The sequence below is a fragment of the Cellulosimicrobium sp. EB106-03-01-XG111 genome, assembly GCF_058792115.1.
In genome coordinates this window covers 76,159-95,170 of the sequence record NZ_JBYTEQ010000006.1, presented here as the reverse complement: position 1 = coordinate 95,170, position 19,012 = coordinate 76,159, and the positions used below count along the sequence as shown (strand labels likewise).

The following is a 19,012-nucleotide window of genomic DNA, read 5'->3' as shown; positions in this document are numbered from 1 at the left end:
CGGCCCCGGGTCCGTCGCGTCCGGCGCGCGCGTCCCGCTGGGCCTGCGTCGGGCCTGGACCGGACCCGGATCGGGCCTGGATCGGGCCCGCCAGGTCGGGACCTTCGGCCGGTCCGGCGCAGGGCCTCGCGAGGATACGTTCGAGGTCCTGACGGCACCGCCGTCGGGAGGTCCGGACCGCCGGGCCGTCGTGGTCCGAAGGAGCCGCCGATGACCCGCCCCGGCCTCGTGGTCGCCGGACTGGACCGGCTGTCCGTCACGGACTGGCCCGGCCGACGGGTCGCCACCGTCCTCACCCAGGGCTGCCCGTGGCGCTGCGGCTACTGCCACCACCCCGGCCTGTGCGCGGTCGCCGCGCCCGGCGGCGCGCCCCCGCAGGACACGGTCCCCTGGTCCGAGGTCGTCGCGTTCCTCGCTCCGCGCCGCCGCCTGCTCGACGGCGTCGTGTTCTCGGGCGGCGAGCCCACCCTGCACCCGGGGCTGCTCGGGGCGATCGACGACGTGCGGGGCCTCGGCCTCGACGTCGGGCTCCACACCGCCGGCCCGTGGCCCGCACGGCTCGCCCGGCTGCTGCCGTTCGTCGACTGGGTCGGCCTGGACATCAAGCACCTGCCGTCCCGCTACCCCGTCGTGACGGGCACGATCCCGTCGGGGCGCCGCGCGTTCGAGGCGCTGGCCGTGATCCTGCGCTCGGGCGTCGACCACGAGGTGCGCACGACCGTCGACCCGAGCGTGCACTCGCGCACCGAGCTCCTCGCGCTCGGCACGCACCTGCGCCGCCTCGGCGTGCGCGAGTGGGTGCTCCAGGAGGCCGTGCCCGACGGCGCGTCCCCCACCTGGGCGCGCGGGCTCGCGGGCCGCCGCCTCGCCGACGTGCTCGACGCGACCGACCTCGCCTGGGCACGGCGGCGCGCCGCCGCCTGACGTCGCGCCCTGACGTCGCGGCGTCGGACCGCGCGGCGGCCCGGTCGACCGTGGAGTCGCCGGACGGGCCGGGGGTCAGACCGGGCGGACCGGCTGACGGAGCACGGTGCGCAGCTTCGCGGGGTCCGTGCGCCGGACGTCGCTCAGGTAGATCTCGTGGTGCGGCCCGGCGAACGTGAGCCCGTGCTCGGGGAGGTAGACGTCGTGCAGCTCCGCGAGCACCGGGCCCTCGTCGTCGTACGGGCCGACGTGCAGCGTCTGCACCGACCGCCCCTCCGTGAGGCTCGTCCGCCGCACGAGGTCGAGCGCGGCCGGGGGCTCCTTCTTCGCCCGGAGCGTCTCCGTGGCGGAGACGACCGTGTCCTCGTCCACCCAGTCGGGCTGGAGGACGAGGAGGGTCCACCGCCACGCGCCCTTCTCGCGACGCACGAACGTGCCCGGGTCGTCGGCCGTCCACAGCCCCTCGAGCGGCCCGACGACGTAGTCCCGCCCCGCGCGCTTGCTCGCGAACTTCACGGCGTAGGAGAGGGAGAACAGCGCCTCGACCGCCAGCCCGTAGGCCGGCGCCGTGTTGGGGTCCCCCTCGCCGTCGACGGCGAGGTAGGCGAGCGTCGGGACGTCCACCTCGACGAACCGGCCGCGGGGCGGCGCGTAGAGCTCGCGGTGGGACGCCTTGAGGTCGACCTTGTCCGACGGCATGGCCCGACGCTACCGGGCTCCGCCGACACGCGAGCACGCCGACGGACGTCCGCGCACGATCCCCGCACGCCTGATATCCAGGAGGGGTGACCTCCCCGCCGCCCTCCTCCCCGCACGACCCGCGGCACGGGTCCCTGTCCGGCGGTCCCCCACCGGGCCCGCACCCCGCCTACCCGCCGCACCCCGGGCGCCCGGGTCCCGGGTATCCGCCGCGCCCCGGGCACCCGGGGCGCCCAGGCCCCGGGTATCCGGCGCCGGGGTACGCGCCGTCGCCCGTGCCGCCCGCGGCCGCCTTCACGCCGCGGTACCGGCGCACGGCCTGGGTGCTCATCTGGGTCCCGGTCGTCCTCATGGTCGCCGCGGGCGCGCTGAGCATCGCCCTGCTCGCCTACGCCGACAGCGACCCGTCGAACAACTCCGCCGCCGGCTACCTCGCCCTGCTGATGTGGGCCGCGATGCTCGTCGTCGGACCGCTCCTGCTCGGCGCGTTCGTGCCGGGCTGCGTGATGCTCGCGCGCTCGAACCGGGCGCGCGCGCTCACGCAGGTCACCGGCTACCGGCCGCCGGCCTGACGACGGGTCCCGGGTCGGGCCGCGCGGTGGCCGGGGCCACGTACTCGACGACCGCCCGCACGACGTCGGGGTCGCGCAGCAGCCGGTGGTGCCCGAGCCCCTCGGTCGTGAGCAGCTCGCCCTCGGGCCAGGCCGCCGCGAGCGCGGCGCCGACGGGGTACGGCACCTCCTTGTCGGCGCGGTCGTGCACGACGAGCGCCGGCGGCACCCGGTGCGTGCGCAGCGTGTCCCGCACGTCGAGCTCGGGCAGCGGGCGCCCGGCGAGCTCGGAGAGCCGGCTCTGGAGGAGCGCGCGCGTCGGCCGCGACAGGCCCAGCAGGTCGGCGAACCCGTCGAGCTGGCCGAGGACGTCGGCGATCGCCGCGACGAGCACGAGGCGCCGCGCGGGCAGGCCGTCGCGCACCGCGAGCACCGTCGTCGCCGTGCCGAGCGAGTGCGCGACGACGGCCGTCGCCTCCCCGTGCTCGCGCACCACGGCGGCGAGGGCGTCCGCGAGCTCGGGCATCGTGCTCCGACGCGGACCGAGGCGGCCGGGCCCGGAGTCGCCGTGGCTCGGCGCGTCGAACGCGACGACACGGTGGCCCGCGGCACGCAGCGGCTCGACGAACGCCCCGAGCTGGCCGCGCCGACCGCCCCACCCGTGCGCGAGGTAGACCACGCCGGACCCCGTCCCGTGTCCCACGGCCCCGACGGGCGCGTCGTCCACGGAGGCGGTGTACGGGTCCCACGACTCGACGACGACCCGCGCACCGGACGACGTCGTCACGGTGCTCAGCGCACCGGCGACGGCGCGGTCGTCGCGGCGGCGACCCGCGCCGTCGGGCGGGGTGCACCACAGGTCGAGCGCGAGCCGCGCGGCGCGCCGGGGCGACACCGTCTGGAGCACCGCGAACCGGGCGCGCACGAGCGCGAGGCGGGCCGCGGCCTTGCGACGGCGCGCGGCGCGCCGTCGGTCCAGACGAACGGTCGTGCTTTTCGCGGCTCGCGAGGCGGTCACGAGGGTCCTCTCGGTAGGGATGCGGTCAGGTGCGGGCGGGCGCTCAGGCGACCGGGACGGGCGCGCGCGACGCGTCGAGGAGAGCCGCGAACGCGCGGCGCGCGCGGTCCTCGGCCGACGGGTCGGCCATGAAGACGTGCGCGTGGTGCAGCGCGAGCATCACCCCGTACAGCTCCGACGCGAACTGCTGCGGATCCACGTCGTCGCGGAAGCCGCTCTCGGCGACGCACGTCCGGTAGACCTGCGCGACGGCGTCGTACAGGTCCTGGTGATCGCGCACGAGCTGGTCCCGGACCGGCCCCTCCTGGGCGGCGAGCTCCGTCGCCGCCTTGACGAACAGGCAGCCGCCGGGCTGCTGCCGCAGGTCGCACACGAGCCACCGCTCGAACAGCTCGCGCAGGCGACGCTCGCCGCGGGGCGTGCGCAGCGCCGGGGCGACGACCGTGTCGACGAACTCCGCGCGCGCCTGGTCGAGCACCGCGAGCTGGAGCGACTCCTTCGAGCGGAAGTGCGCGTAGAGCCCGCTCTTCGACATGCCCGTGGCGCGCGCGAGCTCACCGATCGTCAGGCCCGCCAGGCCCACGCGGTACGCGGCCTCCACGCCGCGGTGCAGGATCGCCTGCCGCGTGTCGTCGCCCTTGGTCACCCGACGAACGTAGCACGACCGTGCGAAAAATCGGCAACCTCGGGGTCCGTCGCAGTCGGCGCGAAGCCAGCAGCCCCCTCGCGAAGAGGTGGAGGCTGCCGACTCGGCAGCCGAGGAACCGATCTAGTCAGATTTCCTGAGCTCATCCACAACCGCGTCGGCGACGGCCTTGACCAGGCCGCTCGTGTGGCGGATGTACTCCTCGCGACTCATCACGATCACATCGTCAGACGCTCGCTCTTCTCGCAGTTCCGCAACGCGAGACTCCGCCTCGGCCGCGTCATCGAGCTTCTCGAGAACCCAGCGGCGCATGAGAGCCGAAGGGGCCACACCTGCTCCGTCAGCGATCTTGCGAAGTTCCGCGATTCGATCCACGGGCAGGCGGAGCGAGTAGACCTGACTAGGGTCCTTTGCGATACGACGGTTACGCACGTAGCCGCCCGCCACGGACGGCAGGGACTCTGCGGCCTCCGCTTCCTGCGCCAGGACATCCTCGATGGACATGGGTTCACCTCCTACAAAGTCGTGTATAGCCGTTGGTCGCGCTGGTTCGCTTCCCAGGCGTTCACTCCCCACCAGCTACCTGTCACAGCGACAGTCGTCGCATCCTTCGGAAGAAGGATGACGACGTAGATGCGGTTGGCAGATCGACTCATGCCGATGACCCTGATCGTCTCCCCCTTCCGACTGGCCGGGTCCGGCGCCAGAACGAGACGCTCCGGGTCGAACGCGGCTTCGGTAGCCGACTCGGGCGTGACACCACGCTCGCCAGGGTGACGAGCGGAGCGTGTCTGGATGTACTGACCGCGATGCAGCCAGTCCACATCCTCGATGATGACGTCCGCAGCGTCCATGCCGAGGAACCCGTCTGCAGTCACGTATTACATCGTAATACGTGACTGCCGGTTGCGAATAGTCCCGCATGCCACCAGCTTCGTTCCGCGGCCTCACTCACCTGGTTGGATCGCCGACCCGCGTTCAGGATCAGCCGGGGACCGACCCGCCAGGACAAACTGCAGGACGTCCCTTCGCGGGTCCCAGGATGCGGTCTTGACCGTTCGACGTCTCAGGCTGCAGTCCGCTGGGCGTCGGTCGTCCATGGGTGGCTGCGTCGCGACGAGGCGACCATGCCGCGTTGGCATTGACGCCGAGGAACGCGAGCGCCAGGTGGCGGCGTCGCTGTTGATCGCATCTGACGCTGACTTCAGCCTGGCGTCCAAGCACCTCAGGCACGCGTCTCTGGGCGTCACGCCCGACGCTCTACGCGCACATGGACGACCACGTCTCCCAGGGCCACCTGTGGAGGCGCTTGTGTCGGCGCCCAGACTCCGAGTGATCTAGGGTGTGGCGGTCACACCGCGGGCACACAAAGGCGACAAACGACTAGCGGCCTCACTCCGATGGAGTGAGGCCGCTGGTCACACTGTGCGCCCGGAGGGATTCGAACCCCCAACCTTCTGATCCGTAGTCAGATGCTCTATCCGTTGAGCTACGGGCGCCGGTCGTGCTGGCCGTTGATCGCTCACCGGCCGTCGAGAACACTACCGCCTCCTCGCCCTGATCCCAAACCGGATCCGGGCCCGGAGGCCGCGACGTGACGGACGCCACGCCGTCCGACCGTCGCAGCACGGACGGCGCCGCGCGCTCCCCCCACGGTCGGACCCAGGCCCGACGACGTCCCGTCCCCAGCCCGACGCGGCAGCGCCCCGCCGCGGCGGACGATCGACGCATGACGTTCACCGGCCCCACTCCCGTCCCCGGCGGCTCGCCCCTCGTCGCGAGCGCGCTCACCAAGGTCTACGGCTCCGCGCAGACCGCGACGCACGCCCTCGCGGGCGTGAGCCTCACGGTGCACCCCGGCGAGTCGCTCGCCATCATGGGCCCGTCCGGGTCCGGCAAGACGACCCTCCTGCACTGCCTCGCGGGCATCATCACGCCGTCGTCCGGCTCGGTGTCGTGGCGCGGCGAGGACGTCACGACGCTCTCCGAGGCACGGCGCACGATCCTGCGGCGCCAAGACTTCGGCTTCGTCTTCCAGTCGGGCCAGCTCCTGCCCGAGCTGCCCGCCGTCGAGAACGCGGCCCTGCCGCTCATGCTCGCCGGCACGACCCGCGCGGAGGCCACCGCGGTCGCCGCCCGCTGGCTCGCGCACCTCGGCCTCGCCGGGATGGAGCAGCGCCGGCCGGGCGAGCTCTCCGGCGGGCAGGCCCAGCGCGTCGCGATCGCGCGCGCCCTCGTCGGGTCGCCGGGCGTCGTCTTCGCCGACGAGCCGACGGGCGCCCTCGACCAGTCGACCGGCGCCGAGGTGCTCGACGTCCTCACGCGCGCGACCCGCGACTCGGGCGCCGCGCTCGTCGTCGTGACCCACGACGCCGGGGTCGCGCGGCACTGCTCGCGCACGGTGACGATGCGCGACGGGCTCATCTCCGGCGAGTTCTTCGCGCCCGGCCACGACGTCGCGGCCCCGGCCGCCCCCGGTCAGGAGAGCGCCCGATGAGGACCGTCGACCTCTGGTGGCTCCTGCGCCGCCGCAGCGCCGACGAGCGCGACCCGCAGGGCCTGACCAACGTGCTCGCCGTCATCGCCTTCGCCACGACCACCGCGATCCTGCTCGTCGTCGTGGGCGGGTTCGGGGCGTTCCTCAGCCGTGCCGGGGGCATCGAGGGCATGCAGGAGGGCGTGGACGCGGCCGTGACGTCGTACGACACGCAGTACCCGATCTTCGCCGGCATCGCCTCGCTGCTGCTGCTCATCCCGCTCGTCACGCTCGGCGGGGCGGCCGCGCGGCTCGCCGTCGCGCGCCGCGACGCGCGTCTCGCGGCGCTCCGGCTCGCGGGGGCCACGACCGGCCAGGTCACGTCGCTCACGGTGCTCGACGCCGCCGCCCAGGCCGTCACGGGGGCGCTCGTCGGCCTGGTCGGCTACGGCGCCCTCCTGCCGCTCGTCGCGCAGCTGCGCTTCCAGGGCCGCACGTTCGACGTCGGCGAGCTGTGGGTCGGCGTGCCCGCCCTGCTGGGCGCCGTCGTGCTCGTGGTCGCGGTCGCGCTCGTGTCGGCGCTCGTCAGCCTCCGCCGCGTCGCGATCACGCCGCTCGGCGTCGCCGCGCGCGTCACTCCCCCGGGCCTCAAGGCGGTGCGCCTGCTCGCGACGGGGCTCGCGGCCGTCGCGATGATCGTCGCGACCAACCTGTCGTTCGGCTCGGCCGCGGTCGGGATCACCGTCGTGGTCGTCATCCTGCTGATCGGCTTCGCGACGCTCAACCTCGTCGGGCCGTTCGTGATCTGGGTCGTCGGCAGGATCACTGCCGGCTCCGCACGCCGCGTGCCCACGCTGCTCGCCGGGCGGCGCATCGTGGACAACCCGAAGACCGCGTGGCGGTCCGTGGGCGGGGTCGCGCTCGCGACCTTCATCGCGGGCCTGGCGAGCATCTTCGCGCTCTTCGACCCGGGCATGACGTCCGACCCCGCGGAGGCCCAGTTCCTCGTCGACATCAAGACGGGCGGCTTCCTCACCCTCGCTATCGCGGGCGTCCTGGCCGCCGTCTCGACGGGCGTCATGCAGGCGGGCCGGGTCATCGACCAGCGCGGCGAGTACCGCACGCTCGTCCTCGCGGGCACCGACCTGCGGACGCTCGACCGGGCGCGCTTCCGCGAGACGCTCGTGCCGCTCGCCGTGAGCGTGGGCGTCGCGACCGCCGCCGTGCTGCTGTTCATGGTGCCCGTCCTCGGCATCAACGCCTTCACGAACGCGAGCGTCGCCCTGCAGTTCCTCCTGTGCGTGCTGGGCGCGTCCGCGCTCGTGCTCGCCGGGGCCGGCGCGTCGCGGTTCGTCGTGCGGTCGGCGCTCGCGACGACCGGCACGGCGTAGGGGGACGGCGTAGGGGGACGGCGCCGAGGGCGCCAGAGGGTCGGTGGCGGTACCGGGGCGGCAGGGGCTCGACCACGAGCCCGGCCGCCCCGCCCGCGCGCCGGGCCACGTGATGCGGCCACGCGATCCGGGCAACAGAAAAGGCCCCGGGTGCGTGCACACCGAGACCTTCCTGAGCGGAGACGGAGGGATTTGAACCCTCGAACGGGTTGCCCCGTTACCACCTTAGCAGGGTGGCGCACTAGACCTGACTATGCGACGTCTCCTCGCAGTGCTCCGCGGAGAGCCTGCGTCGCCCAGGGTACAAGGGCGTCGCCACCAGACCAAACCGCCGGCCCGACGGCGTCCCCTCCTACCGCTCGAAGGTCCACTCGCGGTCGGTGAGCATGCGCGCGACGGCGAGCCCGATCGCGAGCGCGACGATCACCAGGCCCGCCTCCACGGCGTAGGCGAGGGCCTGCGCCGTCGCCCCGGTGTTGAACTCGTACACCGCCCGGTACGCCGTGACGCCGGGGACCATGATGACCACGGCCGGGACGGACACCGTGATGCGGGGGACGCGCAGCGCGGGCGCCACCGTCGCCGCGAGGAGCCCCACGAGCAGCGCCGCCGCCGCGGCGGCCGCCTGCGGGACGACGTCGGCGTCGACGAGGAGCAGACGCCCCACGTTGGCGACCATCCCGATCGAGGCCGCCCCGAGCGCCATCGCCCAGGGGCTGTTGAACATCAGCGCGAAGCCGAGCACGCCGAGGAAGCTCGCGACCGCCCGCAGGCCGAGCAGCACGGGCTCCGCGAGGACCGGCGGGGGTACCGGGTCCGGGGCGAGCCCCGCGGCGGCGGAGACGCCCCACACCGCCAGCGCCGCCGACGCGAGGATCATCAGCGCGTAGGTCACGCGCGCGACGCCCGCGGAGAAGTCGAGCTTCGCGAGGTCGAGCGCGCCCGTCACGAGCGCGAACCCGGGCACGAGGAACAGCACCGCCGAGACGTACCCCGCCTCGTGCCCGCCCTCGACCCCCGCGAGCGCGGAGAGCGCCAGCACGAGCCCCAGGTACGCGATGCTCGCGACCGCGGCCGCGAGCATCGTCACCCCGAACTGGTTGATGCCGCGGTGCAGCATCGCGCGCCGCACACCCTGCCCGAGCGCCGCCGCGACGAGCACCGCGCCGCACTCGACGAGCCCGCCGTGGTTGAGGAACGCGAACGCGGCGCAGGCGATCCCCGCCCACAGCGCGTTGAGGAGGGCCCCGTAGAGCGGCTCACGCCGCGCGATCCGGTCGAGCTCGGCGTCGACTTCGTCGAGGTCGGCCCCGGCCGGCAGCGTGGCCGAGAAGCGCTCGAGCTGCGCGAGCCGGTCGGCGTTGATCCCGATGGAGCGCACCTCGGTGAGCTCCGTGCGGAAGATCGGCCCCCGGTACGACGTCGCGGTGATCTCCGTCAGCGTCACGTGCGCGGCGATGCGGTCGAGGCCGAGCGCCCGGGCAGCGCGCGTCATGTGCGACTTCACGCGGTAGCTGCCGGTGCCCGCGGACAGCGCGAGACGACCGATCCGCAGCACGGTACCCGACCGGCGGATGAGGTCGACGGGTTCGAGACCGGCTTCGTCGGCCGGGGAGGGCTCAGGCGTCACGACGCCATGATCCCGTACCGCCCCGCGCCCGGCACTCGCCGAAGGTCCCGGAACGCCCGGCCAGAGCCCCGGAGCCGCCCGACGGGGTAGCGTCCCCCCCCATGGACGACGGAGCAGGCGCGGCGAGCGCGGCAGAGCCGACCTCCGCTCCCGGGCGGGCACGTTGGCAGATCGAGCCGCCGGCGCTCCGTCGGGCGCTCGCACCGTACGTCGCAGGCAAGGAGCACGACCTGCCTCACGTGGTGGTGGGACGCACACGCGCTTCCTGGCGCCCTCTCGACGAGCTCCTGACGGCAGCTTCCCTCGACTGGGGACCACCGGAGAGTCCGCCCGAGCCGGACGAGAACCCGGGTCCGTGGGCCTTGGAGCCGTGCACCCGGTCCCACGCGGAGCGCGTCCTCGTTCGAGCGTTTCGCGGGCACCTCGCGTACCGCGACGCGCGGCTCTCCGTCGAGGAGGCGGCAGCCGTCGCGGCCCTCCTTGTCGGGCACATGCCGCCGGACACGCGGTGGTCCACCAACACCGTCCTCAGGCCGGGCGACGGGCCGGTCGACGAGATCCACGGGTGGGCATCGGTCAGTCCCTACACCTTCGACCTCGCGGTCGTCGGGACGTCGGCCGACCTCACGCTCGCCGCGCTGGACGTGGACGAGGACTGACGACGCGAAGCGGGGCACCGGTCCCCCGGTGCCCCGCTTCGTCTGCGGAGGGCGAGGGATTCGAACCCCCGGTGCGTCGCCGCACAACGGTTTTCAAGACCGTCACATTAGGCCGCTCTGTCAGCCCTCCCGGCGAGCCATTGTGGCACGCCCCGCCCGTGCACGACGACGGCGGGCCGCCCCGTGGAGGGCGGCCCGCCGTCGTGCGGTGCTGCGGGGTGCGGGTGCGGTCAGGCCGCCCCGCGGAGCTGGCGCATCGCGAGCTGGACGAGGGCGATGAGCGTCTGCTTCGTCGCCGCGCGCGAGCGCGCGTCCGTGTAGAGCATCGGCACGTGCGGCGGGATCTGCAGCGCCTCGCGGACGTCCTCGAGCTTGTGCTTGGCCACGCCGTCGAAGCAGTTGACGCCCACGACGAACGGGATGTTGCGCGACTCGAAGTAGTCGATCGCCGGGAAGCACTGCTCCAGGCGGTCGGTGTCGACGAGCACGACGGCACCGATCGCGCCGCGGACCAGGTCGTCCCACATGAAGAGGAAGCGGTCCTGGCCCGGCGTGCCGAACAGGTAGAGCCACAGGTTGCCCGGGAGCGACACGCGACCGAAGTCCATCGCGACGGTCGTCGTCGTCTTGCGGTCGGACACGCCGCCCGCGTCGTCGACGCCCACCGAGTGCTCCGTCATCGCGGCCTCGGTGTTGAGCGGCTCCACGTCGGAGATCGAGCCGATGAACGTCGTCTTGCCGACGGCGAAGCCGCCCGCGACGACGATCTTGACCACCGTCGGCGCGGTCCGGGACGCCCCTGCCGCGCCACCGGGCTGCGCCGCCGCGGCGGGCTGGGCCACGGGCGCCGCCGCGACCGGCCGCGCGGGCGCGGCCTGCTGCACCGGAGCCACGGGCTGCGCGGGAGCCTGCTGCGCGGGTGCCGCGGGCTGCGCGGCGGCCAGGGGCTGCGGCGCGGTGCGCGGCTGGGCGGCCTGCGCGACGGGCGCCGGTGCAGGCTGGGCGGCAGCCGGGACGGGCTGCGCGGCGGCCGGAGCCGGGGCGACCGGCTGTGGTGCTGCCGGAGCCGTCGCGGGCTGCGGTGCGGCCGGCTGCTGCGGCGTCGCCGGAGCGACGGGCTGGGCCGCGGCCGGCTGCTGCGGCGTCGCCGCCGGAGCCGCCTGGGTCGGCACGCCGACGGGGGCGCTCACCGGGGCCCACGCCGTCTGGCGCAGCGCCGGCTGACCGCCGGGCGCACCCCCGCTCGCCCCGGACGGCTGCCCTGCCTGCGGCCCGCTCCCCGAGCCGTCAGAGGGTGGAAATGCCATTGAGAACACTCTCCAAGACGCTCAGGGACAGACCCGAGTGGTTGCTGCCGTGACCCGTGTGGACGTTGAGCGGGGTCGACGTGTGGACGGTGATGTAGTTGTCCTCCTGCAGGTCCGCGACGAGCACCTTCGTCACGCCGAGCGGCAGGCGCAGGAGCGCGGAGAGCTCGGCGATCGAGACGTACGTGTGCGCGGCGTGCTGGAGGATCGAGCGCTTCTCGGGCGGCAGCCCGAAGCTGTTCACGGCGCCCGGCATGACCTCGACGAGCGCCTCGAGCGGGAGGTCGGAGGTGGCGGACCGCACGCGACCACCCGTCACCGCGTACGGGCGGACGGTCGCCGCCTCGTACCCGTCGTGGGCTCCCATGCTGCCGAAAGGTACGTTCGTCATCGATCAGTCCTCATCCCACCGGGGTTCGGGTCGCACCGTCGACCGGAAGGCTACCCCGCATCTCCGAGATGAGCTGCGGCGTCAGGGTCGCCTCCGTGCGCGAGACGAGGAGCGCCATCTCGTAGCCGATGAGGCCGATGTCGCAGTTCGCCTCGGCCACCACGCCCAGGACCGAGCCGTTCGACACGTTCATGAGGAACAGGAACCCGTTGTCCATCTCGATGATGGCCTGCCGGACGTTCCCGCCGTTGAGCTGGCGGGCCGCACCGCGGGTCAGGCTCGACATGCCCGAGACGATCGCGGCGAGCTGGTCACCGCTCGTCCGGTCGAGCTGGTCGGACATCGCCATGAGCAGGCCGTCCGCCGACACCACGAGCGTGTGCCGGCTGCCCGGTACGGTCCGCACGAAGTTGTCGAGCAGCCACCCGAAGTTCGTGGCCTCGGTGCTGAGCGCGTTCACTGTTCCTCCTCGTCAGTTGCCGCAGACGGCATGTCGTCACCGCGCCTGCGGCGCTGAATCAGGGACATAATCCATGGCCTCGGGGTTCCACGTCGAACTCGTCTCGTCCTGCCCCTCGACACGCCCGCGGGCGGTCGCCGACTGGAACGCCGACAGGCGCGCCCGGAGCTGCTCCGGGTCGCGGTCGATCCGCGCCGTGAAGCGGTCGACGTACCCGTCGCGCTCCTCGCCGCGCGAGCGTCGCGCGAGGCCCGACGCCGCGGCGTCGACCTTGAGCGGCTGGTAGATGCCGTCGTTCGGGTCCGCCAAGGTCGCTTCCTGGAAATCGGTGCTGCCCTGCAGCAGGGTGGACATCTCCTCGTACAGCACCGCCGACGCCATCCAGTCCGACCGCGCCTCGACCGAGTCGGACACGTACCCCGCGTCCAGCGGCTCGAGGGACTCCGCGACGGGGCGCCGGGCGAGCGGGCTCGGCGGCCCGTAGCCCGACGCCGCGTCCCCGGCGGGGGCGGCGTCCCACCCGGCCGCAGGGGCCGGCTCGGGGCGCGGCTCTGCCGGTGCCCACGCCGACGCGGCGGGCTCCGGCGCGGACGGCCGGTCGACGGCGCGGTACGGGGCGTCCTGGACCGGCGGAAGGCTGCGCGTCTCCTGCACCGGAGCCGCCGGCGCCGCGGGGGCGAAGGACGGCGTCGGCGCGGCGGGCAGGTCGGCGCGCGGCGCGAACGCGGACGTGCGCGCCGGTGCGCCCGGCTCCGGCCGCGAGGCCGCGGCCGTCGGGACCGGGGCCGGCGCTGCGGGCGCAGGTGCCGACGGGGTCGGCGCGACGGGTGCGGCCGGTGCCGGTGCCGACCCGGCCGGGCGCGAGGCGAGCGCCTCGGCCGAGGGGCCGGCGGGCCGCGTCGCCTGGGGCGTGGCGGTCGTCCGCGGACGGCGACCGAAGAGACCGCGCTTGCGCACCTGGCTCTCGCGCAGCGACCGGCGCGTCGGGAGGTCCGCCATGAGCTCCTCGAAGCGCGGCAGCGCCTCGAACGTGAGCTCGGCGGGGATCTCCTCGGCGCTGTCCGCGGCGCGGTGGTCCGCCTCGGTCACGACCGGGACGTCCGCCGCCCGCTCCGGGGCGGAGGGCGCCACGGGCCGGGCGTCGTGCGCCTCGGTCGGGGTCCGGCTCGCGAGCGGCGCGCGCTCGACCACGGGCTCCTCCGGCTGCGCCGCCACGGGCGGCACCACCCGGGTCGCGTCGAGCGGTGCGTCGGCGAACGACGACGGGGCCCAGCCCGTGGCCGCGCGCTCCTGCGCGGGCTCCGGCGACCACGCCTGCTCGGCGGGCTGCTCCGGCGCCCACGCCTGCTCCGCGGGCTGCTCGGGAGCCCAGGCCTGCTCGACCGGCTGCTCCGGGGCCCACGCCTGCTCGGGCGCCCAGGCCTGCTCAGCCGCCGCCTCGCTCGGGGCCGCGGGGTGCTCCGCGACCTCCGGCGGGGTCCAGACCTCCTGGTGGACCGTCGCGTCGGCCGTCGGCACGTCGACGACGAGCGGGATGTCGGTCGCCGTGACGTCCGGCGCGGCCGGGAGCTCGACCGGGTTCTCCGTGACCGGACGCTCGCCCACCGGGCGGAAGCTCGAGAAGAGCGCGCTGCGGGTGCTGACGTCGAGCACAGGGATCTCGGCCGAGACGGGCTCGACCGGGGTCGCGGCGGCCCGGGAGCGGCTCGGGAGCGCCGACGTCGCGGGGGCCACCTCCGCGGGCGGGGTCCAGGCCTCGTCCCCCGCGGGCAGCTCGTCCGGGAGCGCCGGGGTCGCGAGCGGCGGGAGCACGATCGCGCCCGTCTGCGGGCCCGACGCGAACGACGCGCTGGGCGCGGCCGCCGCCGGGTCGACCGTGCGGGAGCGGCGGCGCGGCATGCCGGTCTGCGTGGTGCCGTCGGTGAGCGCGTCGAGGTCGACGGGCACACCGGCGGGCGCCTCGGGCTCCACGGACGCCGTCGGGACGGGCGCGGGAGCGGCGGGCTCGGCGGGGAGCGCCGGCATCACGCCCGTGCTCGTCAGCTGCTGCGCCGCGGCCTGGGTGCGCGTCTCCAGCGGGTCCGTCGGCTGCGGGAGCGGGACGTTCGAGTCCGGGACGAAGAGGACCGCCGGGAACGACACGACGACCTCGGTGCCCTGCTCGTCGCCCCCCGCGCTGAAGCGGACCTTGGCGCCGAGGCGCTCCGAGAGGCGACCGACGACGAACAGGCCCAGGCGCTGGGCACCGACGACGTCCGAGGCCGCGTGCGTCGCGACCTTCCGGTTCGCCTCGGCGATCTCCTCGGCCGTCATGCCCAGACCGTGGTCGCGGACCGTGATGTGCACGAAGTCCGCGTCGCGGCCCGTGGTGACCTCGACGGGCGTGTGCGGCTCCGAGAACATCGTCGCGTTCTCGAGGAGCTCGGCGAGCAGGTGCGCGGCGTTGAGCGCGTTGTGCCCCAGCATGAGCGGGTCGACGACGAGGTTGAGGCGCACGCGGTCGTACAGCTCGATCTCGGAGGACGCGGTGCGGATGACGTCGGAGGCCGGCATGGGCTGGCGCACGCGGCGGCCCGAGTCGATGCCCGCGAGCACGAGCAGCGACTCGGCGTTGCGGCGCATCCGGGTCGCGAGGTGGTCGAGGCGGAAGAGGTTGGACAGCGTGCCTGCGTCCTCCTCGGAGCGCTCGAGGTCGTCGAGGAACGCGAGCTGGCGGTTGAGGAGCACCTGGTCGCGGCGGGCCACGTTGACGAACATCTCGGCGATCGAGCCGCGGAGCGCGGCCTGCTCGCGGGCGACCTTGATCGTCGTCTGGTTCACGTCGTTGAACGCGGTCGCGAGCTGGCCGACCTCGTCGCTGGACTCGACGGTGATCGGCGCGAGGTCGATGCCCGGGCCCTGGCCCGGGACGGCGACCTGCTCGACGAGCTTCGGGAGCTGCTCGCGGACGTCCTCGGCGGCGTCCGTGAGGCGCCGCAGCGGGTTGACGATCGCGCGCGCGATGAAGCCCGCCACGAGGATCGAGGCGACGACCGCGGCGAGCGTCACGAGGATGGTGATCACGGCGCGGGTCGTGGCCGCCCCCGCGAGGTCCGAGGCCTTCTCTGCGGTCTCGGTGCGCACGGCGTCGCGCACGGGGGCCGTCTGGTCGCGATCTTCCTGCGAGAGGTTCGGCCACTGCTCCGCCTGGCTGGGCGGCGTGGCAGCCGGGCGGGACCCGATGAGGTTCTGCCGGATCTGGTTGTAGGTCGCCGTCGGCGTCTCGAGGCGGAACTCCCCCGGCAGCTGGCGGACCGCGGCCCGTGCGCGGCCGGCGAGCGTGTCTCCGGTGGTGACGAGGACGGCGGCCTGCTGGTTGGTGACGGTGTTCTGCTGGCCCGCCTGCGCAGCCTGGAGCACCGCTCCGGCCAGCGGCTGCTCGAGCGCCTGCTGCGCGAGCAGCTCGTCGAGCAGCACGTAGGTGTCGAGGTACTGCGCGAGGCTGCGGTCGGGGGTGGTGTCCGCGAGCGTGCGCGGCACGTCCAGCGCCGCGTCGATGAGATCGCCGTACATCGAGTTGCGCTGCAGCTGGCCGAGGCCGGACCGGTCGATCGCCTGGCGGACACCGATGAGCTCGGACCGGTCACCGATCGTGTCGGCCACCGCCTTGCGCACGCGGGGGTCGAGCGCCGACGTGTTGAGCCGCTCGTACGCGCGGTCGCGGGCGTCGAGCGCGCGGTCGGTCTTCTCGCGCTGCGCCATCATCTGCGCCGTGGCTTCCTCAGCCGTCTCACGCGTGCTGTTGGCGTCGAGGAACGAGTACGTGCGCTCGGCCGCGATCTCCGTCCCGGCCGCGTCCTGCGCCGCGAGCGCCGCGACGAGCGCGCTCGTCTGGCTCGCGTCGCGCGCGGTCCCGATGGCCTGCGCCGAGATGATCGCCGCGGCGGCGAAGAGGACGAGGACGGGCACCGCGAGTGCCGCAAGGATCTTCCCGCGGACGCTCAACCTGCGGAGCATACGAACCTGCCTCCATCACCTGGTCCACCCGTTCGGCGGCATGGTCGACGCGCGTGGCAGCGGCGCCTCCCGGGCTCGCTCCCCGGTCGTGCGTACTAACTATCGGTGCACAGCTCCCGGACACCTAATCCGCGAGGAACGCGAACAATCGCCCTCGTCCCGCGGTGCCCCCGTCGGCGAACCGGCGCCCCCCGGGCCGTCCGCGTAGTCTCGGCGATGTGCGAGGCGTCACGATATCGGGCCCCGGTGGCCCTGAGAAACTAACGGTTTCCACGCTCCCTGACCAGACCCCTGGGCCGGACGAGCTCGTGGTGGACGTCGCTTCCGCTGGCGTGAACCGTGCTGACCTGCTACAACGCGCTGGATCTTACCCTCCGCCGCCGGGCGCACCCGACTGGCCGGGCCTGGAGGTCTCGGGCACGGTGGCCCGCGTCGGGGACGCGGTGTCGGGCTGGTCGGTCGGCGACCGCGTCGTCGCGCTGCTCGACGGCGGCGGCTACGCGGAGCAGGTCCGGGTGCGCGCGACGCAGGTGCTCCCGGTCCCCGACGGGGTCGACCTCGTGGACGCGGCCGCGCTCCCGGAGGCGGTGTGCACCGTGTGGAGCAACGTGGTCGACGTCGGCCGTCTGGCGCCCGGCGAGTGGCTGCTCGTGCACGGCGGCTCGGGCGGCGTCGGGACGGTGGGCATCCAGCTCGGGGCGGCGCTCGGGGCGCACGTCGCCGTGACGGCGGGCGGCCGAGAACGCGCCGACCGGTGCCTCGCGCTCGGGGCGAGCGTCGCCGTCGACCACCGCACGGAGGACTTCGTCGCCGCGGTGCGGGACGCGTCGGGCGGCCACGGCGCGGACGTGGTGCTCGACGTCGTCGGCGCGGCCTACCTGCCGCGCAACCTCGAGGTCCTCGCCACGGGCGGGCGCCTCGTCGTCATCGGCATGCAGAAGGGACGACGCGCGGAGCTCGACCTCGGCCTCCTCCTCGCCCGGCGGGCCACGGTGGCCGGGACGACGCTGCGGGCCCGCCCGCCGCAGGAGAAGGCGCGCATCGTGCACGAGGTGCTGACGCACGTCTGGCCCCTCGTGGAGGACGGCCGGGTGCGGCCGGTCGTGCACGCGCGGCTGCCGCTCGACGAGGCGGCACGCGCGCACGAGCTGCTCGACTCGGGCGAGGTGTTCGGCAAGGTGCTGCTCGTCCCGTGACGGCGGAGGGCGCCCGTCGGTGCGCGCGAGGGTGGCACGCGCAAGACTGGACCCATGGCTGACGAACCGCGCGACCCCCGTCCCGACGAGCCCACCGCTCCCGACCCCGCGACGACCGCGCAGGGCGACGACGAGCCCGGCCGTTCCACCGTGGTCATGCCCGACGGCACGGGGGTGAGCGTCGTCGAGAGCGACGACTCGACCGACCCCGACCGCAACCCGGCGACCGTCATCGAGGAGCCGGCGAAGGTCATGCGCATCGGCGGCATGATCAAGAAGCTCCTCGACGAGGTGCGCGACGCCCCGCTCGACGAGGCGGCGCGCTCGCGGCTCGCGGAGATCCACGAGCGGTCCCTCACGGAGCTCGAGGAGGGCCTCTCGCCGGACCTGGTCGAGGAGCTGCACCGCATCACGCTGCCGTTCTCGGACGACAGCGTCCCGACCGACGCGGAGCTGCGCGTCGCGCAGGCGCAGCTCGTGGGCTGGCTCGAAGGGCTGTTCCACGGCATCCAGACGGCGCTCGTCGCGCAGCAGATGGCCGCGCAGGCGCAGCTCTCGCAGATGCGCCGCGCCCTGCCGCCCGGCTCGCTGCCGCCCATGGGACCGGGCGCGCCCGGCGGGATGCCGGGGCAGCAGCCGCGTCCGGACGAGCACGACGGCCGCCCCTCGCCCGGCCAGTACCTCTGAGGTCCCGGCCCGCTCAGGCGGGCGGGGGGTCGGTCGGCGCGACGTCGTCCGGCTCCCCGCGCCTGCGCGTCCCCGGGCGCGCGGCGGTCATGGCGATCGCCCCGGAGACGAGCACGAGGCCGACCAGCTCCAGGGGGCTCGGGACCTGTCGCAGCACGACGGCGCCCACCACGGCCGCCGTCGCCGGGAGCAGCGCGAGGAGCACCGAGAACGTCGCCGCGCTGACGCGGGTCAGGATCACCTGCTCGAGCGCGTAGGGCACGACGGACGAGAACAGCGCGATCCCCGCGACGGCCACGGCGTGCCGCCAGTCGCCGAGCACCGGGACGGCGTCCGGCGCGAGGAACGGCCCGAACGCGAGCGCGCCCACGGTCATCCCGACCGCGAGCGACGTGACCCCCGAGCCGCCGACGGCGACCCGGCGGCCGAGCACGATGTACGCGGCCCAGCACGCCGCGGCCACGCCGATCGCCGCGAGGCCGACCACGGCGTCGTCGTGCGGGAGGTCGGACCCGACCGTCACGCCGGCGAGGAGCACGACCCCGGCCGCGGCGACGGCGATGGCGCCGCGCTCGCGCCAGCCGCTGCCCGTGACCGCGGCCACGGCGACCGGGCCGAGGAACTCGATCGCGACGGCGGTCCCGAGCGGGAGGTGGTCGATCGCGACGTAGAAGGCGAGGTTCATCGCCGCGAGCGCGACCCCGAAGACCGCGGCCCACGCGAGGTCGTGCCGCGTCCACCGTCGCTGCCACGGGCGGCGCCAGGCGAGCAGGAGCAGCGCGGACGCAGCGATGCGCAGCCACCCCACCTCGACCGCCCCGGCGACGGCGAACAGCCCGACGGCGATCGCCGCACCCAGGTACTGCGTGAGGCCCGAGACGACGAACAGCGCCGGTGCCGGGACGCGGTCGAGGGCGGCGGTTCGGGTGGGCACCGACCGACTCTACGACCGCGCCCGCACTGCGCACGCACTGCGCCGTC

At 74.6% G+C, this 19,012-nt stretch carries 18 protein-coding genes and 3 tRNA genes; 7 read left to right on the top strand and 14 right to left on the bottom strand.

Going from position 1 to position 19,012, the window contains the following annotated elements; genetic code table 11:
• The first annotated feature begins 210 nt into the window (after positions 1-210).
• A complete protein-coding gene (locus AC3WT4_RS07540; protein WP_074805217.1) occupies positions 211-924 on the top strand; it encodes an anaerobic ribonucleoside-triphosphate reductase activating protein in 714 nt (237 codons plus the stop codon).
• A gap of 75 nt (positions 925-999) precedes the next feature.
• On the opposite strand, the gene AC3WT4_RS07535 is transcribed toward AC3WT4_RS07540, so the two are convergent.
• The gene (locus tag AC3WT4_RS07535; RefSeq protein WP_257418348.1) at positions 1,000-1,623 is read right to left on the bottom strand and encodes a GyrI-like domain-containing protein; all 624 of its coding nucleotides are present in this window, start codon (positions 1,621-1,623) and stop codon (positions 1,000-1,002) included.
• Positions 1,624-1,898: 275 nt separating this feature from the next.
• On the opposite strand from AC3WT4_RS07535, the gene AC3WT4_RS07530 reads away from it, so the two are divergent.
• Positions 1,899-2,195 carry a hypothetical protein gene (locus tag AC3WT4_RS07530; protein WP_492315150.1) on the top strand — a complete coding sequence of 99 codons (297 nt, stop codon included), beginning with the start codon at positions 1,899-1,901 and terminating at the stop codon, positions 2,193-2,195.
• Here the strand turns inward: AC3WT4_RS07530 and AC3WT4_RS07525 are convergent.
• From AC3WT4_RS07525 to AC3WT4_RS07505, 5 genes are all read right to left on the bottom strand, one after another.
• Positions 2,170-3,192, bottom strand: coding sequence for an alpha/beta fold hydrolase (locus tag AC3WT4_RS07525; RefSeq protein WP_492315149.1), 1,023 nt, complete (start codon positions 3,190-3,192; stop codon positions 2,170-2,172). The genes AC3WT4_RS07530 and AC3WT4_RS07525 overlap by 26 nt on opposite strands.
• A 43-nt stretch (positions 3,193-3,235) precedes the next feature.
• Positions 3,236-3,838: a TetR/AcrR family transcriptional regulator gene (locus AC3WT4_RS07520; RefSeq protein ID WP_074805208.1), complete on the bottom strand. Its 603-nt coding sequence runs from the start codon at positions 3,836-3,838 to the stop codon at positions 3,236-3,238.
• A gap of 123 nt (positions 3,839-3,961) precedes the next feature.
• On the bottom strand, positions 3,962-4,342 hold the full coding sequence (locus tag AC3WT4_RS07515; protein ID WP_074805205.1) for a hypothetical protein: 381 nt from the start codon (positions 4,340-4,342) through the stop codon (positions 3,962-3,964).
• An 11-nt stretch (positions 4,343-4,353) separates the two neighbouring features.
• Positions 4,354-4,716 carry a BrnT family toxin gene (locus AC3WT4_RS07510; protein ID WP_492315148.1) on the bottom strand — a complete coding sequence of 121 codons (363 nt, stop codon included), beginning with the start codon at positions 4,714-4,716 and terminating at the stop codon, positions 4,354-4,356.
• Between the two features lie 548 nt (positions 4,717-5,264).
• Positions 5,265-5,337, bottom strand: a tRNA-Arg gene (locus AC3WT4_RS07505).
• Positions 5,338-5,567: 230 nt separating this feature from the next.
• On the opposite strand from AC3WT4_RS07505, the gene AC3WT4_RS07500 reads away from it, so the two are divergent.
• A complete protein-coding gene (locus AC3WT4_RS07500) occupies positions 5,568-6,335 on the top strand; it encodes an ABC transporter ATP-binding protein (RefSeq protein ID WP_257418351.1) in 768 nt (255 codons plus the stop codon).
• The gene (locus AC3WT4_RS07495; protein WP_074805199.1) at positions 6,332-7,705 is read left to right on the top strand and encodes a hypothetical protein; all 1,374 of its coding nucleotides are present in this window, start codon (positions 6,332-6,334) and stop codon (positions 7,703-7,705) included. The genes AC3WT4_RS07500 and AC3WT4_RS07495 overlap by 4 nt, the downstream gene beginning before the upstream one ends.
• A 177-nt stretch (positions 7,706-7,882) precedes the next feature.
• On the opposite strand, the gene AC3WT4_RS07490 is transcribed toward AC3WT4_RS07495, so the two are convergent.
• Positions 7,883-7,971 (bottom strand) — tRNA-Ser (locus AC3WT4_RS07490).
• Between the two features lie 86 nt (positions 7,972-8,057).
• Positions 8,058-9,335: a threonine/serine exporter family protein gene (locus AC3WT4_RS07485; protein WP_074805196.1), complete on the bottom strand. Its 1,278-nt coding sequence runs from the start codon at positions 9,333-9,335 to the stop codon at positions 8,058-8,060.
• Positions 9,336-9,826: 491 nt separating this feature from the next.
• On the opposite strand from AC3WT4_RS07485, the gene AC3WT4_RS07480 reads away from it, so the two are divergent.
• Positions 9,827-9,994, top strand: coding sequence for a hypothetical protein (locus AC3WT4_RS07480; RefSeq protein ID WP_257418352.1), 168 nt, complete (start codon positions 9,827-9,829; stop codon positions 9,992-9,994).
• A 45-nt stretch (positions 9,995-10,039) separates the two neighbouring features.
• Here the strand turns inward: AC3WT4_RS07480 and AC3WT4_RS07475 are convergent.
• From AC3WT4_RS07475 to AC3WT4_RS07455, 5 genes are all read right to left on the bottom strand, one after another.
• A tRNA-Ser gene (locus AC3WT4_RS07475) sits at positions 10,040-10,124 on the bottom strand.
• A gap of 100 nt (positions 10,125-10,224) precedes the next feature.
• Positions 10,225-10,836: a GTP-binding protein gene (locus AC3WT4_RS07470; RefSeq protein WP_074805799.1), complete on the bottom strand. Its 612-nt coding sequence runs from the start codon at positions 10,834-10,836 to the stop codon at positions 10,225-10,227.
• Positions 10,837-11,281: 445 nt separating this feature from the next.
• A complete protein-coding gene (locus tag AC3WT4_RS07465) occupies positions 11,282-11,692 on the bottom strand; it encodes a DUF742 domain-containing protein (RefSeq protein WP_021483501.1) in 411 nt (136 codons plus the stop codon).
• Positions 11,693-11,702: 10 nt separating this feature from the next.
• On the bottom strand, positions 11,703-12,152 hold the full coding sequence (locus AC3WT4_RS07460) for a roadblock/LC7 domain-containing protein (RefSeq protein ID WP_021483502.1): 450 nt from the start codon (positions 12,150-12,152) through the stop codon (positions 11,703-11,705).
• Between the two features lie 36 nt (positions 12,153-12,188).
• Entirely contained in the window at positions 12,189-16,136 is a 3,948-nt protein-coding gene (locus tag AC3WT4_RS07455) for a sensor histidine kinase (RefSeq protein WP_492315147.1), read from the bottom strand.
• Between the two features lie 176 nt (positions 16,137-16,312).
• Here AC3WT4_RS07455 and AC3WT4_RS07450 point away from each other — a divergent pair, with 176 nt between their 5' ends.
• Both AC3WT4_RS07450 and AC3WT4_RS07445 read left to right on the top strand, forming a co-directional pair.
• A complete protein-coding gene (locus AC3WT4_RS07450; protein WP_492315146.1) occupies positions 16,313-17,344 on the top strand; it encodes an NAD(P)H-quinone oxidoreductase in 1,032 nt (343 codons plus the stop codon).
• Positions 17,345-17,398: 54 nt separating this feature from the next.
• Positions 17,399-18,031, top strand: a complete 633-nt coding sequence (locus AC3WT4_RS07445; protein WP_175007467.1) for a proteasome activator — start codon at positions 17,399-17,401, stop codon at positions 18,029-18,031.
• Between the two features lie 13 nt (positions 18,032-18,044).
• Here AC3WT4_RS07445 and AC3WT4_RS07440 read toward each other — a convergent pair whose 3' ends face one another.
• Complete coding sequence (locus AC3WT4_RS07440; RefSeq protein ID WP_492315145.1) at positions 18,045-18,965, bottom strand: EamA family transporter; 921 nt, start codon at positions 18,963-18,965, stop codon at positions 18,045-18,047.
• Positions 18,966-19,012: the final 47 nt, after the last annotated feature.